This is a genomic window from Pseudoclavibacter chungangensis, assembly GCF_013410545.1.
Classification (GTDB): Bacteria; Actinomycetota; Actinomycetes; order Actinomycetales; family Microbacteriaceae; genus Pseudoclavibacter; species Pseudoclavibacter chungangensis.
In genome coordinates this window covers 2,884,264-2,899,642 of sequence record NZ_JACCFV010000001.1, presented here as the reverse complement: position 1 = coordinate 2,899,642, position 15,379 = coordinate 2,884,264, and the positions used below count along the sequence as shown (strand labels likewise).

Below are 15,379 nucleotides of genomic sequence, written 5' to 3'. Positions count from 1 at the left end.
AGGAACCGAACATGACCATCGAGCTCACCGACGCAACACCCACCCCGCGCGCCGGGGAGATCCTCACGCCGGAGGCGCTCGCCTTCGTCGAGGAACTCCACACGCACTTCGCCGACCGCGTCCCCGGTCTCCTGCAGCGCCGCTCCGAGCGCCGCGCCGAGATCGCCGCCGCGAAGACGATCGACTTCCTCGCCGAGACGGCCGACGTCCGTTCGGGCGACTGGACGGTCCCCGAGCAGCCCGCGTCGATCATCGACCGCCGCGTCGAGATCACGGGGCCCGCGAGCCCCGCGAAGATGGCGATCAACGCCCTCAACTCGGGCGCGAAGGTGTGGCTCGCCGACCTCGAGGACGCCTCGTCGCCGACGTGGTTCAACGTCGTCGACTCACAGGTGAACCTCGCGGACGCGGCACGCGACACGCTCTCGTTCACGCAGGCCGACGGCAAGACGTACGCGCTGCGCACCGACGCACCGCTCGCCGTGCCGATCGTGCGTCCCCGCGGCTGGCACCTGCCCGAGGTGAACGTGCGCATCGACGGGAACGACGCCGTGGGTGCACTCGTCGACTTCGGTCTGCACTTCTTCCACAACGCGACGCTCCTCACGCAGCAGGGCAAGGGTCCGTTCTACTACCTGCCGAAGATGGAGAGCCACCTCGAGGCGCGGCTCTGGAACGACGTGTTCACGTTCGCCGAGGAGCGCCTCGGCATCGCACCCGGCACGGTCCGCGCGACCGTCCTCATCGAGACGATCACCGCGGCGTTCGAGATGGACGAGATCCTCTACGAGCTCCGCCCGCACGCCTCCGGCCTCAACGCCGGTCGCTGGGACTACCTGTTCAGCATCATCAAGAACTTCCGCGACGCGGGCCCCGAGTTCTCGCTGCCGGACCGCGCCCAGGTGCAGATGACGGCGCCGTTCATGCGTGCGTACACCGAACTGCTCGTGCAGACGTGCCACAAGCGCGGCGCGTTCGCGATGGGCGGTATGGCCGCGTTCATCCCGAACCGCCGCGAGCCCGAGGTCACCGAGCAGGCGATCGCCAAGGTGCGTGCCGACAAGCTGCGCGAGGCGACCGACGGCTTCGACGGCTCGTGGGTCGCGCACCCCGACCTCGTGCCGATCGCGATGGAGGTCTTCGACGAGGTCCTCGGCAGCAAGCCGAACCAGATCGACAAGCTCCGCCCCGACGTGTCCGTCGGCCCGGCCGACCTGCTCGACGTGCAGTCGGCGGGCGGCACCGCGACGCTCGAGGGCCTGCGCCTCAACCTCTACGTCGCGATCGCCTACACGGCCGTCTGGCTCGGCGGGAACGGCGCGGTCGCGATCCACAACCTCATGGAGGACGCCGCGACGGCCGAGATCTCGCGCTCGCAGGTGTGGCAGCAGATCCACAACGGCGTGACGCTCGACGACTCGGGCGACATCGTCACGCGTGAGCTCGTCGCGAAGGTCCTCGACGAGGAGCTCGAGCGACTCAAGGGCGAGGTCGACCCCGAGCTGTTCGAGCGCAACTACGTGCCGGCCGCGGCGCTCGTGCGCGACAACGTGCTGTCCGACGACTACGCCGACTTCCTCACGACCGGCGCGTACGCCGAGGTCTCGAAGCGATGAGTGCGGGCCTCGCCGGCCCGGCGCCCGCGTCGACGCTCGACGAGGCCGACTACGCGCACGCCGACGCCGCGCTCGCCGCGACGGACCGGCTGCTCGACGAGCAGTACCCGGGCGACGCGGGCACGCGCCAGCCGATCCACACCGTGTATGTCCCGGCCGACCGGTATCGGCCGGGGCTCGCGGGGGAGTGGGGCGCGCAGGCGCGTGCCGCGCTCGACGCGGCGGGCGGCGTCGAACGCCTCGTCGCCGACCTCGGCGTCGCCGAGGCCGACCGGGCGGTCGTCGCCGAGCGGGTGCTCGAGAAGCTCGCGCGCGAACCGATCGAGGACCTCCGGATCGATGTCGAGGACGGTTTCGGCGACCGCGGCGACGAGGCGGAGGACGCCGCCGTCGTCGCGGCGGCCGACGCGCTCGCCGCGGACCACGCGGCCGGCACCGCGCCGCCGTTCACGGGCATCCGTTTCAAGTGCTTCGAGGCGCCCACGCGGCGCCGCGGGATCCGCTCGCTCGACCTGTTCGTCACGGCGCTCGCCGCGCACGGCGCGCTCCCCGAGGGGCTCGTCCTGACCCTGCCGAAGGTCACGACCGTCGATCAGGTGCGCACGATGGTGACGCTCCTCGAACAGCTCGAACAGCGCCTCGGGCTCCCCGCCCGCCGGCTCGGTTTCGAGGTGCAGGTCGAGACGCCGCAGCTCATCGTCGCCGCCGACGGCACCGCGCCCGTCGCGACGCTCCTCCATCACGGCGACCGGCGCATCACCGGCCTCCACTACGGCACGTACGACTACTCCGCCTCGCTCGGGGTCGCCGCCGCGTACCAGTCGATGGAGCACCCCGCCGCCGATCACGCGAAGGCCGTCATGCAGGTGGCCGTCGCGGGCACCGGTGTCCGGCTGAGCGACGGATCGACGAACGTCGTCCCGACGGGGGACCACGAGCGCGTCCGCGCGGCCTGGCAGCTGCACGGGCGACTTGTCCGGCGATCGCTCGAACGCGCCTACTACCAGGGCTGGGACCTCCACCCGGGGCACCTGCCGAGCCGGTTCGCGGCGAGCTACGCGTTCTTCCGCGACGGGCTCGGGCAGACCGCCACCCGGCTGCGGAACTACGTCGAGCACAACACCGACGGATTCCTCGACGAGCCCGCGACCGCGCGGGCCCTCGCGGGGTTCCTCGTGCGCGGCGTCCAGTCGGGCGCCGTCACGTCGGCCGAACTGCACGAGCTCGTCGGCATCGACGAGTCCGCGCTCGTCGCCCTCGCCCACCCGCGTCGGGAGCCCTGACGGACCCTCGCGCAGCACTCGGCCCGCGGGCGTCCGGACCACCGTCCGGGCGCCCGTGGGCGCACGTGCACCCGCACCAGCACGCGCACCCACCGCACCCGACCGAGCCGCACGCCTCGGACGGTGCGCCACCCAAGGGCCCGATCGCCCCACGCCCGTCGAACCGTTCCCCGTCCCGCTCGGGGTACGCACCGATTCCCACGACACGACCGAGGAAGGCCCGACGATGACGGCACCCGACTACACCTACGCGACCATCGACCCGACCCTGCCGCCGCAGACCGACTCGCTCGGATCCGCGGCGATCGTGACCGAGGCGTACACGGTCATCCCGCACAGCGTCATGCGCGACATCGTCGCGAGTTTCCTGCCCGAGTGGACCGGCACGCGTGCCTGGATCCTCAACCGCCCCATCGCGTCGGGCGCGACGACCTTCGCGCAGCTCGTGCTCGAGGTGCAGCCCGGCGGCGGCTCCGACGCGCCGGAACCGCAGCCGGAGGTCGAGGGCTTCCTGTTCGTCCTGAGCGGTGAGTTCACGCTCGTCCTCGACGGCGAGACGCACGTGCTCACGGCCGGCGGTTTCGCGTTCGTGCCGCCCGCCGCGACGTGGTCGCTGCACAACACGGGCGCCGAGGCGGGGCAGTTCCACTGGTTCCGCAAGCGCCACGAGTTCGTGGCGGGCCTCACGCCCGCCGCCATCGTCGGCAACGACCACGACCTCGAACCGATCCCGATGGCGGGGACCGACGGGAAGTGGTCGACGTCCAGGCCCATCGACCCGACCGATCTCGCCTACGACATGCACGTCACGGTCGTCACGTTCGAGCCGGGCGCGAAGATCCCGTTCCTCGAGACGCACGTCATGGAGCACGGCATCTACGTCCTGGAGGGGAACGCGGTGTACCGGCTCAACGACGACTGGGTCGAGCTGCAGCCCGGCGACTACTTCTCGCTGCGCGCGTTCTGCCCGCAGGCCTGCTACGCGGGTGGCCCTGGCCGCTTCCGCTACCTGCTCTACAAGGACGTGAACCGCCAGATCACGCTCTGACGGCTCGTCCGTCCGGGTGGTTCCGTGACGGGCCCGCGCACGACGCGCGGGCCCGTTCGTCGTCGGTCACCCGTCCGGTCACGACGTGATCGGCCAGCCGGTGACGCGCTTGCGCCGCGGCGGCGCGTAGGTGCGCACCTTCGAGGTCGACAGGCCGAGGCGGACGAGCGACTCGGCCACCGTGACCGCGGCCGCGACCCCGTCGACGACCGGTACCCCGAGCCGAGCCGTGATCGCCGCCTCGAGATCGGCCATGCCGCCGCAGCCGAGCACGATCACCTCCGCGTGGTCCTCGCGCACGGCGATCGCCGCCTCCTCGACGATCGCCTCGACCGCGCGGGCCGGATCCTCCTCGAGCTCGAGCACCCCGAGCCCCGACGAGCGCACCGAGGCGCAGCGCGCCCGGAGTCCCGCGAGCAACAGGCGGTCCTCGATGAGCGGCACGGTGCGGTCGAGTGTCGTCACGACCGAGTAGCGGTGCCCGAGGTACATCGCGGTCGACGCGGCCGCCTCGGTGATGTCCACGACGGGCACGTCGAGCAGCTCCTGCAGTCCCTCACGGCCGTGCTCGCCGTAGCCGGCCTGCACGACCGCGTCGAACGGCCCCTCGTAGCGCGTGACGGCGTCCATGACCGCGACGGCGGCGAGATAGCTCTCGAAGTTGCCCTCGCACGACTCCGCGCCGAACGCGGGCGTGATGCCCACGATCTCGGTCCCTGGCGATGCCGCGCGTTCGGCCTGCTCGACGATCGAGCGGGTCATCGATGCGGTCGTGTTGACGTTGGCGACGAGGATCTTCATCGGGTTCCTCCGGTGGTGACGCGATCGGTGGGTGGCATGGGGTGGCTCGGCGCGTGGGGTGACCACACGTCAGTGCACGACCGCGATCGCGATCGTCTCGCCGTCCCGGTCGGTGAACGGGTGCTTGTGGTTCGCGATGAGGAGCGTGATGACCGCGCCGAGCCCAGCCCCGATGAGCCACGCGAAGTCGGTGAGCGGGTGCAGCACGGGCACGAACACGCACAGGAGCGCGACGACGCCCGAGACCGTGAGGGCGACGACCGCGCGCGGGTTGACGCCGTCCCGGTAGTGGTAGTCGCCCGAGGCGGCCTCGGAGTACAGGTCCGGCACGTTGATGCGGGCGCGGCGGACGAGCCAGTAGTCGGCCATGATGATGCCGAACAGCGGGCCGAGGAGCGCGCCGAGCCCGCCGAGGAAGTAGTTGATGACGACTGGCGAGTCGTAGAGGTTCCACGGCAGGATCACGAGACCGATGACGGCCGAGACGATCGCGGCGCGGCGGAAGTCGAGCCGCTTCGGGAAGAGGTTCATGAGCGCGTACGTCGGGGCGACGAAGTTCGCCATGAGATTGACCGCGATCGTCAGGACGACGAGCGCGAGCGAGGCGAGCGCGAGCAGCAGGGTGTTCGGGATCGCGGCGACGATGTCGGCGGGCGATTCGATGATCGTGCCGTCGATCTTGAACTGCGCACCCGCGAGGATCACGACGACGGCCCCGAACAGCAGCATGTTGATCGGGATGCCCCACAGGTTGCCCTGCACGATCGACGCGCGTGACTTCGCGCCGCGCGTGAAGTCCGAGAAGTTGAGCAGGAAGGTCGCGTAGATCGACACCCACAGCATGCCGCCGCCGAGGATCTTCGACCACATCGGCCAGCCCGTGAGGCTGTCCGGCGTCGACCACGCGATGTCGAAGTCGGCGCGCCAGAGCATCCACACCGCGAGTGCGACGAACGTCACGAGGATGATCGGGCCCGCGAACGCCTCGTAGCGTCGGATCATCTCCATGCCGTAGCTCACGATCAGGACCTGCACGATCCAGAGCGCGACGAACGTGATCCAGCCGAGCACGGACAGTCCGAGGAACTCGATCTCGTCGAGCCCGGCGACGCCGGGGAACACCGCGACGAGGAGTACGTTCAGCACGATGGAGGCGAGGTAGGTCTGGATCCCGAACCACGCGATCGCGACGATGCCGCGGATGAGCGCGGGGATCTGCGCACCGTGCACGCCGAACGAGATACGGCTCATGACGGGGAACGGGACGCCGACCTTCTCGCCGATGAAGCCCGAGAGCGTGAGGAGGGCGAAGAGCAGCACCGCTCCCGCGCCGAGCGCGGTCAGTACCTGCCAGCCGCCGAGCCCGAGGGCGAACAGACCGATCGCGAACGCGTAGTTGCCGAGGCTGTGCACGTCGTTCGCCCAGAGGGTGAAGATGCTGTACGCACTCCACGTGCGGCCCTCGCGCTTCGAGGGGGCGAGATCGCGGTTGTAGAGCCGGGCGCTCGTGCCGCTCGGCGTGGGTGGTGTCGTCGCATCGTGGGCGAGGTCTGGGGCGACCGCGCGCGGATCGCTCGCGTCGGCGGGCTGCCCCGGGGCGGGTGAGAACGGGGGCGGCGGGACGTCGCGGTCGTCGATGGACACGGGAACCTCGCAGGGGTCGTTCGGTCTGGGATGACGCCGTGGCGCCGAGACGATCACCGTCGATCGAATTGCGTGCCCGGTTGCGTGCGACACGCGATGGTGCGGATGGCGCATCGCGCCGTGGAGCGGTGGCGCGCGAGGGGAGCCGACGGAAGGTGCCGAGCTCGTGAAACGGGCCTCAACATAATCCGCGCCCGCTCGGCGGCGCAAGGGGTGTCCGGCGGGTGAGCGGGCGCGTCGGGGAAACTCGGGGCAGGGCGTCCGGCGGTTGACACCCGGCGCACGGCGGAGCTACCATTTCGTACATCAGAACTTTTCTTCCACATAGTGAAAATGAAGGGCCGGTCCGATGACGTACACGGTGAACTGCTCGATCCTCCTCACGGATCTGCCGCTGCTCGAGCGGCCCGCCGCGGCGAAGGCCGCAGGCTTCGACGCCGTCGAGTTCTGGTGGCCGTTCGCGAGCCCGACGCCCGCTCAGGACGAGATCGACGCGTTCGTCGCCGCCATCGAGGATGCGGGAGTGCAGCTCACGGGCCTCAACTTCTTCGCGGGCGACATGCCCGCGGGCGACCGTGGTGTGCTCTCCGACCCAGCGCGCTCGCAGGAGTTCCGCGACAACCTCGACGTCGTCACGGGCATCGGCGAGCGCCTCGGCACCCGCGCGTTCAACGCGCTCTACGGCCGCCGCGTCGACGGGGTCCCGGCCGAGGAGCAGGACGCACTCGGCGCCGAGAACCTCGCGCTCGCGGCGGCGGCGGTCGACCGCATCGGCGGTACCGTCCTGCTCGAGCCCGTCTCGGGTGCCGAGGGGTTCCCGATCCTCACGGCCCGTGACGCGCTCGACGTCATCGCACGCGTCGAGTCCGCCGGCGGCCCGGGGACGGTCAAGCTCCTCGCCGATTTCTACCACCTGTCCGTCAACGGCGACGACGTGGCCGCCGTCATCGAGGCGCACGCGCCGGACTTCGGTCACATCCAGATCGCCGACGCCCCCGGCCGAGGCGAGCCCGGCACGGGCGACCTGCCGCTCGCCGAGTGGCTCGAGCGCAGCCGCGAGCTCGGCTACACCGGCCAGATCGGCCTCGAGTACAAGGCCACGAGCGCCACGCCGTTCGCGTGGCTCGACGAGAGCGGCAGCGGGCGCTGAGGCCCGACCGCACGACCAACGAACCCGGAAGGCAATCATGACCAGCATCGCATTCATCGGCCTCGGCATCATGGGCCTGCCCATGGCGAAGAACCTCGTCCAGGCGGGCCACGACGTCATCGGCTTCAACCGCAGCCGCCCCGCCGTCGACCGCTTCGTGGAGGCGGGTGGCCGCGGCGCCGACTCCGTCGCGCAGGCCGTCGCCGAGGCGGACCTCGTCTTCACGATGGTGCCCGACTCGCCCGACGTCGAGGCCGTCGTCTCGGGGGAGGACGGCGTGTTCGCGAACGCCCGCGACGGCGCCGTGTGGGTCGACTTCTCGACGATCCGGCCCGACGTGTCGGTCCGGCTCGCCGAGGCCGCGAACGCCGCCGGCCTGCGGGCGCTCGACGCGCCCGTCTCGGGCGGCGAGGCCGGCGCGATCGAGGGCGCGCTCTCGATCATGATCGGCGGCGACGAGGACGTCGTCGAGCAGGTCCGCCCCGTTCTCGAGGCCGTCGGCAAGACGATCGTGCGCGTCGGACCGGCAGGGTCCGGCCAGACCGTCAAGGCGGCGAACCAGCTCATCGTGGCCGGTACCATCCAGCTCGTCGCCGAGTCGCTCGTGTTTCTCGAGGCGTACGGCGTCGACACCACTGCCGCGATCGAGGTGCTCGCGGGCGGCCTCGCCGGCAACCGCATCCTCGACCGCAAGGCCGCGTCGATGGTGAAGCACGAGTTCGAGCCCGGATTCCGCATCGACCTCCACCACAAGGACCTGGGCATCGTCACGAGCGCCGCCCGCGAGGCCGGCGTCGTCATCCCGCTCGGCGCACTCACCGCCCAGATCATGGGCGCCGCCCGCCAGAAGGGCTACGGATCGCTCGACCACTCGGCGCTCCTGCTTCTCGTCGAGGAGCTCTCCGGCCGCGGCAGCGACGCCTAGGCCAACCAGATCGATCGAGCGGGTGCGGGGCGATGGCGCCCCGCACCCGCCGTACCCACAGGGAGACCACCATGACCACGACCACCATGCGAGCCGTCGACGCCGCCGTGCTCATCCTCGAGAAGGAGGGCGCGACGCAGGCGTTCGGCCTGCCGGGCGCCGCGATCAACCCGTTCTACTCCGCGATGCGCGCCCACGGCGGCATCCGCCACGTCCTCGCCCGCCACGTCGAGGCCGCCTCGCACATGGCCGAGGGGTACACGCGTGCCGCCGCGGGGAACATCGGCATCTGCATCGGCACCTCCGGTCCGGCCGGCACCGACATGATCACGGGCCTGTACTCGGCATCGGCCGACTCGATCCCGATCCTCTGCATCACGGGCCAGGCACCCGTCGCGAAGCTCGACAAGGAGGACTTCCAGGCGGTCGACATCGCCTCGATCGCCGCGCCCGTCACGAAGATGGCGAAGACCGTGCTCGAGGCGGGGCAGGTGCCCGGCGTGTTCCAGGAGGCGTTCCGGCTCATGCGCTCGGGCCGCCCGGGCCCCGTGCTCATCGACCTCCCGATCGACGTGCAGCAGACCGAGATCGAGTTCGACATCGACCTCTACGAGCCCCTCCCCGTCGCCCGTCCCGAGGCGACCCGTGAGCAGCTCGAGGCGGTGCTCGACCTCATCCAGAGCGCCGAGAAGCCCGTGCTCGTCGCGGGCGGCGGCATCATCAACGCCGACGCCGCGGAGGACTTCCAGCGCCTGGCCGAGACGCTCAACCTGCCCGTCGTGCCCACGCTCATGGGCTGGGGCATCATCCCCGACGACCACCCGCTGCACGCCGGCATGGTGGGGCTGCAGACCTCGCACCGCTACGGCAACGAGAACCTGCTCGCCTCGGACGCCGTCATCGGGATCGGCAACCGCTGGGCGAACCGCCACACGGGTGCGCTCGACGTGTACACGCGCGGTCGCCGCTTCGTGCACATCGACATCGAGCCGACCCAGATCGGCCGCGTCTTCACGCCCGATCTCGGCATCGTGTCCGACGCGGGTGCCGCGGTCCGCGGCCTGCTCGAACTCGCCCGCGAGCGCGCCGCCGCCGGATCCCTCGCGGATCGCAGCGACTGGGTCGCCGAGACGCAGGAGCGCAAGGGCGCCCTGCAGCGCAAGACGAACTTCGACAACGTGCCGATCAAGCCGCAGCGCGTGTACCAGGAGATGAACCGCGCGTTCGGCGAGGACACCCGCTACGTCACGACGATCGGCCTGTCGCAGATCGCGGGCGCGCAGCTCCTGCACGTCTACAAGCCGCGCCACTGGATCAACGCCGGCCAGGCCGGCCCCCTCGGCTGGACGATGCCGGCCGCACTCGGCGTCGTCGTCGCCGACCCCACGGCGCCCGTCGTCGCGCTCTCGGGCGACTACGACTTCCAGTTCCTCATCGAGGAGCTCGCCGTCGGTGCGCAGTTCAAGCTGCCCTACGTGCACGTGCTCGTCAACAACTCGTACCTCGGCCTCATCCGACAGGCCCAGCGCGGCTTCGAGATGGACTTCCACGTGCAGCTCGGCTTCGACAACGTCAACAGCCCCGAGACCGAGGGCTACGGCGTCGACCACGTCAAGGTCGCCGAGGGGCTCGGCTGCAAGGCGATCCGCGTGCGTGAGGCGGGCGATCTCGCCGGGGCGTTCGCGGAGGCGAAGGCGCTCATGGCCGAGCACCAGGTGCCGGTCGTCGTCGAGGTCATCCTCGAACGCGTCACGAACATCTCGATGGGCGGCGCGGGGATCGACGCGATCAACGAGTTCGAGGACCTCGCGTCCGGACCCGACGACGCTCCGACCGCTACGATCCCGATGACGCCCGTCACCGCACCAGCAGGCGCGTGACGACACACCGCCCGACGAGGGGAGCACCGTGCGCATCGTCATCGCACCCGACAAGTTCAAGGGGTCGCTGACCGCGACCGAGGTCGCGCAGGCGGTCGGGGAGGGGCTCCGCGAGTCGTTGCCGACGCTCGGTATCGACGTCGTGCCCGTCGCCGACGGCGGCGAGGGCACGGTCGATGCCGCGCTCGGTGGTGGCTTCGAGCGGCGCACGACGACCGTGTCGGGCCCGCTCGGGGCGCCCGTCGAGGCGGTGTGGGCACTGCGCGACGGCGTCGCGGTCATCGAGATGGCCGCGGCGTCCGGGCTCGAACTCCTCCCGCGCGAGGAGCGCGATGCACTGCGTGCGAGCTCGCGCGGCACGGGCGAGCTCGTGCGCGCGGCGCTCGACGCGGGCGCGCGGGAACTCGTCCTCGCGATCGGCGGTAGCGCATCGACGGACGGCGGCGCGGGGATGCTCGCGGCGCTCGGGGCGACGCTCCTCGACGCCGAGGGGAACGAGGTCGCGGACGGCGGCGGTGCACTCGTCGACGTCGCGACCGTCGGTCTCGAGGGGCTCGACCCGCGCCTGGCCGACGCGACCGTCGTGCTCGCGAGCGACGTCGATCACGTGCTGCTCGGCGACGCCGGCGCGGCCGCGGTCTTCGGACCCCAGAAGGGCGCGTCGGCCGACGACGTCGCCGCGCTCGACGCCGGACTCGCGGCGTTCGCCGACGCGCTCGACGCAGCCGTGGGCGGCGACGGGACCTCGGCGCGGGTGCACCCCGGTGCCGGTGCCGCGGGCGGGGTCGGCTACGGTGCGCTCGCCGCGCTCGGTGCCGAACGACGCCCGGGTGTCGAGGTCGTCGTCGGCTTCACCGACCTCGACGACCGCATGCGCGGCGCGGACCTCGCGATCACGGGTGAGGGCTCGTTCGACGAGCAGAGCCTCGGCGGCAAGACCCCGATGGGCGTCGTCGCCGTCGCGAACGTGCACGGCGTCCCGACGGTCGCCGTGTGCGGCCGCTCGCTCCTCGATGAGTCGCAGTGGCGCGACGCGGGCTTCGCGGCCTGCTACGCCACGAGCGACCGCGCCCCGGACGCCGAGACGAGCATCCGCGAGGCCGCGACGCTCCTCCGCTCGATCGGTCGCGACATCGCGGCCGAACACTTCCAGGCCGAATCGGCGAACGCCGCGGCCGACGACACCGTGCGCGAGGACCGCGCCGGGGTCTGATCCCGGGCGACGGAGCCGGATCGGAACGATCCGGCGTCCGCCGCGACCAACACAACCGGAAGGAACGACCGTGACCAACGAGAACACCGAGAACGGTGCACCGGCTCCCGACCGGGACGCCGCGCGGACGGACGTCGACGGCGACGTGCGTGCCGTCGACGGCTCGGAGCGCTACGACCTCGTGATCCGCGGTGCACGGGTCCTCACCACCTCCGGCATCCGTCCGCGCGAGGTCGGGGTGCGCGACGGTGTCGTCGTCGCACTCCAACCGCTCGGCAACGGGCTGGAGGGTGACGAGATCGTCGAGCTCGCCGACGACGAGACGCTCATCCCCGGCCTCGTCGACACGCACGTGCACGTCAACGAACCCGGCCGCACGGAGTGGGAGGGCTTCGCGTCCGCGACGCGCGCCGCCGCGGCCGGTGGCGTGACGACGATCGTCGACATGCCGCTCAACAGCATCCCGCCGACGATCGACGTCGCCGCACTCGAGGTGAAGCGCGACGTCGCGTGCGACCAGGCCCACGTCGACATCGGTTTCTGGGGCGGTGCGGTGCCCGGCAACACGGGCGAACTGCGCGCCCTGCACGACGACGGCGTGTTCGGGTTCAAGTGCTTCCTGCTGCACTCGGGCGTCGACGAGTTCCCGCCGCTCGACGCCGACGAGATGGAGACGGACATGCGCGAGCTCGCGTCGTTCGACTCCGTCATGCTCGTGCACGCCGAGGACTCGCGCGCGATCGACCGTGCCCCGTCGCCCGAGGGCGACGACTACGGCAAGTTCCTCGCATCGCGACCCCGTGGTGCGGAGAACATCGCGATCGCCGAGGTGATCGAGCGGGCCCGCTGGACGGGGGCGCGCGCGCACGTGCTGCACCTGTCCTCGTCCGACGCGCTCGCGATGATCCGCAGCGCGAAGCGCGACGGCGTGCACCTCACGGTCGAGACGTGCCCGCACTACCTCACACTCACGGCCGAGGAGATCCCCGTGGGCGGCACGCAGTACAAGTGCTGCCCGCCGATCCGCGAGGCCGGCAACCGCGAGCTCCTCTGGCAGGGGCTCGAGGACGGCACGATCGACTTCATCGTCTCGGACCACTCGCCTTCGACGCTCGACCTGAAGGACCTTGACAACGGCGACTTCGCGGTCGCCTGGGGTGGGGTGTCCTCCCTCCAGCTCGGCCTCTCGCTCATCTGGACCGAGGCGCGTCACCGCGGCATCGACCTCGAGACCGTCGTGTCGTGGATGAGCGACCGGCCCGCGCGCTTCGCCGGGCTGACGCGCAAGGGACGCATCTCGCTCGGCTTCGACGCCGACTTCTCGGTGTTCGCGGCCGACGACGCGTACCTCGTCGACGTGACGAAGCTGCACCACAAGAACCCGATCACGCCGTACGCGGGCCGCGCGCTCGCGGGCGTCGTCCGTCGCACCTACCTGCGCGGACAGCTCGTCGACGGGCGCACGCCGCAGGGGCGTCTGCTGCGTCGCGGCATGGTCGACTGACGGACCCGTCGGACGTGCCGCCCACCGCCCCATGGGGCGTGCGGCGGGCGGCGCACCGACGCTCGGCGTCCGGGGGTCGGGCCGTCCGGGCTACGATCGACGGGTCGTCCGGCCCGCGTGAGGCGGATGCGCGAGACCCGAGACCCGGAGGACGCCGCCTTGGCCAAGCTCTACTTCCGCTACGGCGCCATGAACTCCGGCAAGTCGACGGCGCTGCTGCAGGCCGCGTTCAACTACGAGGAGCGTGAGCAGCGCGTACTCCTCGCGAAGCCCGCGCTCGACACGAAGGCCGACGCGGACATCGCGTCGCGACTCGGGATGACGAGGCGTGCGGACGTCCTCATCGCGCCCGACGACGGCGTGCGGGACCTGCTACGCGACGCGATGCGCCCGGGCCCCGGCGACGGCCGCACGGTCGCGTGCGTGCTCGTCGACGAGGCTCAGTTCCTCACGGAGCACCAGGTGGACGACCTGCTGCGGCTCGCCGTCCTCGACGAGGTGCCCGTCATGGCCTACGGCATCCGCACCGACTTCCGCACCGTCGCGTTCCCCGGCAGCGCGCGCCTCCTGCAGATCGCCCATTCGCTCGAGGAGCTCAAGACCATCTGCCGGTGCGGTCGCAAGGCGATCTTCAACGCGCGACTCGTGGACGGCGAGTACGTCTTCGACGGCGGCCAGATCGCGATCGATGAGGGCGACGTGACGTACGAGGCGCTGTGCGGTGCCGACTACCTGGCCGCATCGGGCGGTCGACTCGCGAGCGACGCCTGGGACCGCTGAGACCCGATCGGCGGGCGGCCCGACCGGCACGACCGGTCGGGCCGCAGCGGTCGGGTCGTCAGTGCGTCGGCTGCGTCTCGACCGTACCGCTGCGCAACCGCCGCAGGACCTCGACGAACGTGTCGACGGGCTGGGCACCGGCGAACGCGTACGCGCGGTCGAACACGAAGAACGGGACGCCCGTGACGCCGATCGATCGGGCCTGGGCCTCGTCGGCCCGCACGTCGTCGAGATAGCGGTTCGATTCGAGCGCCTCGCGTGCGAGGGCGCGGTCGATGCCGACATCGGCGCCGAGTTCGAGGAGCACCTCGAGGTCGCCGAGGTCGCGCCCCTCCGTGAAGTAGGCGCGCATGAGGCGCTCCTCCAGCTCGAGCTGGACGCCTTCCGTGCGCGCGAGGTGCAGGAGTTCGTGGGCTCGGACGGTGTTCGCGTGACGGAGCAGATCGAAGCGGTACTCGAGTCCTGCGGCCGCTGCCGCGTCCGCGACGTGTTCCAGCATCTGCGCCGCGCGCTCGCGGGGGAGTCCCTTGTGGGCGACGAGGAAGTCGACTTCGTCACCCCGGAAGTCGACGGGGGTGTCGGGTGAGAGCTCGTAGGAGTGGAACACGATGTCCACGGGGCCGGCGTTCTCGTCGTCGGCCGTGCGCTCGAGGGCCTGCTCGAGATGCCGCTTGCCGATGTAGCACCACGGGCACGCGATGTCGCTCCAGATGTCGATCCTGATGGGTTCGCTCATACGGGGTGCAACCGGCCGGGGCGCCGGGCGTATTCCCGCTCCGACGACGGAAGCGGGCCGCGCGGGTCCTGGTGACGCACGTGCCCCGGGGACGCGCGGCATCGCGTCCTGACGGATGTCGCGGCTCGGTGAGTACTTTGCGACGGGCGGCGTCGGATCGAGGAGCCGCCGCGTGGGCGACTCCCACCCGCTCACACGATCGAGCGGAGGACGAGCCCGGCAGCCGCCGCGATCACGAGCAGGACGAGCGATCCACCGATGAGCGCGAGCGCGGCCAGTGCGTATCCGGGCTGATCGGGCTCGCGGCGCCGTGCGCTGAGCGCCCTGAACGTCGGCCCGACCGAGGCGAGCGTGATGCCGAAGTGGAGGACGATCGGCATGAGACCGTCGCGCGCGACGACATCGGCGAGCGGCTCACCGCCGAGGACGTTGATCGCGTCCACGACGAGGAGCCCCACGGTGTACAGCGTGGCGAGTGTGGAGATCATGGCCGCCGAGACGAGGGAACCGAACGCACACCCCCTCGGTCGGTTGCGCCGCGCTCCTCGTTCCGAGGATTTCGCCATTGATCAGCCCACGATCTCACCGCCCCCGCGCGCGTCGCACGCGGGCCGGGTGGAATCGACACGGCCCTCCGATCAGATGATCGGAGGGCCGTGTCGTCGTCACGTCAGCGGGCCGACATGACAACCGGTCGGGGTAGCGGGATTTGAACCCACGACCTCCTCGTCCCGAACGAGGCGCGCTACCAAACTGCGCCACACCCCGGTGTCCGCGCGGGCGCGAACTCGATCAGTGT

The 15,379-nt window shown here is 71.2% G+C and carries 12 protein-coding genes, 1 tRNA gene and 1 pseudogene; 9 read left to right on the top strand and 5 right to left on the bottom strand.

All coding sequences use genetic code 11. The annotated features are described in order from the left end of the window. Positions 1–11 precede the first annotated feature (11 nt). The 3 genes from aceB (at position 12) to HNR16_RS12780 (ending at position 3,947) form a co-directional block, all read left to right on the top strand. Entirely contained in the window at positions 12–1,616 is a 1,605-nt protein-coding gene (gene aceB, locus HNR16_RS12790; protein WP_158040762.1) for a malate synthase A, read from the top strand. Further along, the gene (locus HNR16_RS12785; RefSeq protein WP_158040763.1) at positions 1,613–2,899 is read left to right on the top strand and encodes a DUF6986 family protein; all 1,287 of its coding nucleotides are present in this window, start codon (positions 1,613–1,615) and stop codon (positions 2,897–2,899) included. The genes aceB and HNR16_RS12785 overlap by 4 nt, the downstream gene beginning before the upstream one ends. 226 nt (positions 2,900–3,125) lie before the next feature. Further along, the gene (locus HNR16_RS12780; RefSeq protein ID WP_158040764.1) at positions 3,126–3,947 is read left to right on the top strand and encodes a bifunctional allantoicase/(S)-ureidoglycine aminohydrolase; all 822 of its coding nucleotides are present in this window, start codon (positions 3,126–3,128) and stop codon (positions 3,945–3,947) included. 78 nt (positions 3,948–4,025) lie between these two features. Here the strand turns inward: HNR16_RS12780 and HNR16_RS12775 are convergent, their stop codons facing one another. Both HNR16_RS12775 and HNR16_RS12770 read right to left on the bottom strand, forming a co-directional pair. Further along, positions 4,026–4,748, bottom strand: a complete 723-nt coding sequence (locus HNR16_RS12775) for an aspartate/glutamate racemase family protein (RefSeq protein ID WP_158040765.1) — start codon at positions 4,746–4,748, stop codon at positions 4,026–4,028. 69 nt (positions 4,749–4,817) lie between these two features. Continuing rightward, the gene (locus HNR16_RS12770; RefSeq protein WP_225737871.1) at positions 4,818–6,392 is read right to left on the bottom strand and encodes an NCS1 family nucleobase:cation symporter-1; all 1,575 of its coding nucleotides are present in this window, start codon (positions 6,390–6,392) and stop codon (positions 4,818–4,820) included. 349 nt (positions 6,393–6,741) lie between these two features. Here HNR16_RS12770 and HNR16_RS12765 point away from each other — a divergent pair, with 349 nt between their 5' ends. The 6 genes and pseudogenes from HNR16_RS12765 to HNR16_RS12740 all read left to right on the top strand — a co-directional run bounded on the left by HNR16_RS12765 (position 6,742) and on the right by HNR16_RS12740 (position 13,844). Next, positions 6,742–7,542 (top strand): hydroxypyruvate isomerase family protein, encoded by an 801-nt coding sequence (locus HNR16_RS12765; RefSeq protein ID WP_158040767.1) that lies wholly within the window; start codon positions 6,742–6,744, stop codon positions 7,540–7,542. Positions 7,543–7,558: 16 nt separating this feature from the next. Further along, positions 7,559–8,467, top strand: a pseudogene (locus tag HNR16_RS12760) (2-hydroxy-3-oxopropionate reductase); the annotation flags it as partial. A gap of 71 nt (positions 8,468–8,538) precedes the next feature. Beyond that, entirely contained in the window at positions 8,539–10,347 is a 1,809-nt protein-coding gene (gene gcl, locus HNR16_RS12755) for a glyoxylate carboligase (protein WP_225737872.1), read from the top strand. A 28-nt stretch (positions 10,348–10,375) separates the two neighbouring features. Beyond that, positions 10,376–11,560, top strand: a complete 1,185-nt coding sequence (locus tag HNR16_RS12750; RefSeq protein ID WP_158040769.1) for a glycerate kinase — start codon at positions 10,376–10,378, stop codon at positions 11,558–11,560. Positions 11,561–11,705: 145 nt separating this feature from the next. Next, complete coding sequence (gene allB / locus HNR16_RS12745) at positions 11,706–13,064, top strand: allantoinase AllB (RefSeq protein WP_158040792.1); 1,359 nt, start codon at positions 11,706–11,708, stop codon at positions 13,062–13,064. A 159-nt stretch (positions 13,065–13,223) separates the two neighbouring features. Then, entirely contained in the window at positions 13,224–13,844 is a 621-nt protein-coding gene (locus tag HNR16_RS12740; protein ID WP_158040770.1) for a thymidine kinase, read from the top strand. A 58-nt stretch (positions 13,845–13,902) separates the two neighbouring features. Here the strand turns inward: HNR16_RS12740 and HNR16_RS12735 are convergent, their stop codons facing one another. The 3 genes from HNR16_RS12735 to HNR16_RS12725 all read right to left on the bottom strand — a co-directional run bounded on the left by HNR16_RS12735 (position 13,903) and on the right by HNR16_RS12725 (position 15,348). Further along, a complete protein-coding gene (locus HNR16_RS12735) occupies positions 13,903–14,580 on the bottom strand; it encodes a DsbA family oxidoreductase (protein WP_158040771.1) in 678 nt (225 codons plus the stop codon). A 191-nt stretch (positions 14,581–14,771) separates the two neighbouring features. Further along, on the bottom strand, positions 14,772–15,068 hold the full coding sequence (locus HNR16_RS12730; RefSeq protein ID WP_158040772.1) for a hypothetical protein: 297 nt from the start codon (positions 15,066–15,068) through the stop codon (positions 14,772–14,774). 206 nt (positions 15,069–15,274) lie between these two features. Continuing rightward, positions 15,275–15,348, bottom strand: a tRNA-Pro gene (locus tag HNR16_RS12725). Between the last annotated feature and the right edge of the window lie 31 nt (positions 15,349–15,379).

Coding starts and splice junctions, on each gene's coding strand:
- aceB (WP_158040762.1), top strand. CDS start 12: ATGACCATCGAGCTCACCGACGCAACACCCACCCCGCGCGCCGGGGAG.
- HNR16_RS12785 (WP_158040763.1), top strand. CDS start 1,613: ATGAGTGCGGGCCTCGCCGGCCCGGCGCCCGCGTCGACGCTCGACGAG.
- HNR16_RS12780 (WP_158040764.1), top strand. CDS start 3,126: ATGACGGCACCCGACTACACCTACGCGACCATCGACCCGACCCTGCCG.
- HNR16_RS12775 (WP_158040765.1), bottom strand. CDS start 4,748: ATGAAGATCCTCGTCGCCAACGTCAACACGACCGCATCGATGACCCGC.
- HNR16_RS12765 (WP_158040767.1), top strand. CDS start 6,742: ATGACGTACACGGTGAACTGCTCGATCCTCCTCACGGATCTGCCGCTG.
- gcl (WP_225737872.1), top strand. CDS start 8,539: ATGACCACGACCACCATGCGAGCCGTCGACGCCGCCGTGCTCATCCTC.
- HNR16_RS12735 (WP_158040771.1), bottom strand. CDS start 14,580: ATGAGCGAACCCATCAGGATCGACATCTGGAGCGACATCGCGTGCCCG.
- HNR16_RS12730 (WP_158040772.1), bottom strand. CDS start 15,068: ATGATCTCCACACTCGCCACGCTGTACACCGTGGGGCTCCTCGTCGTG.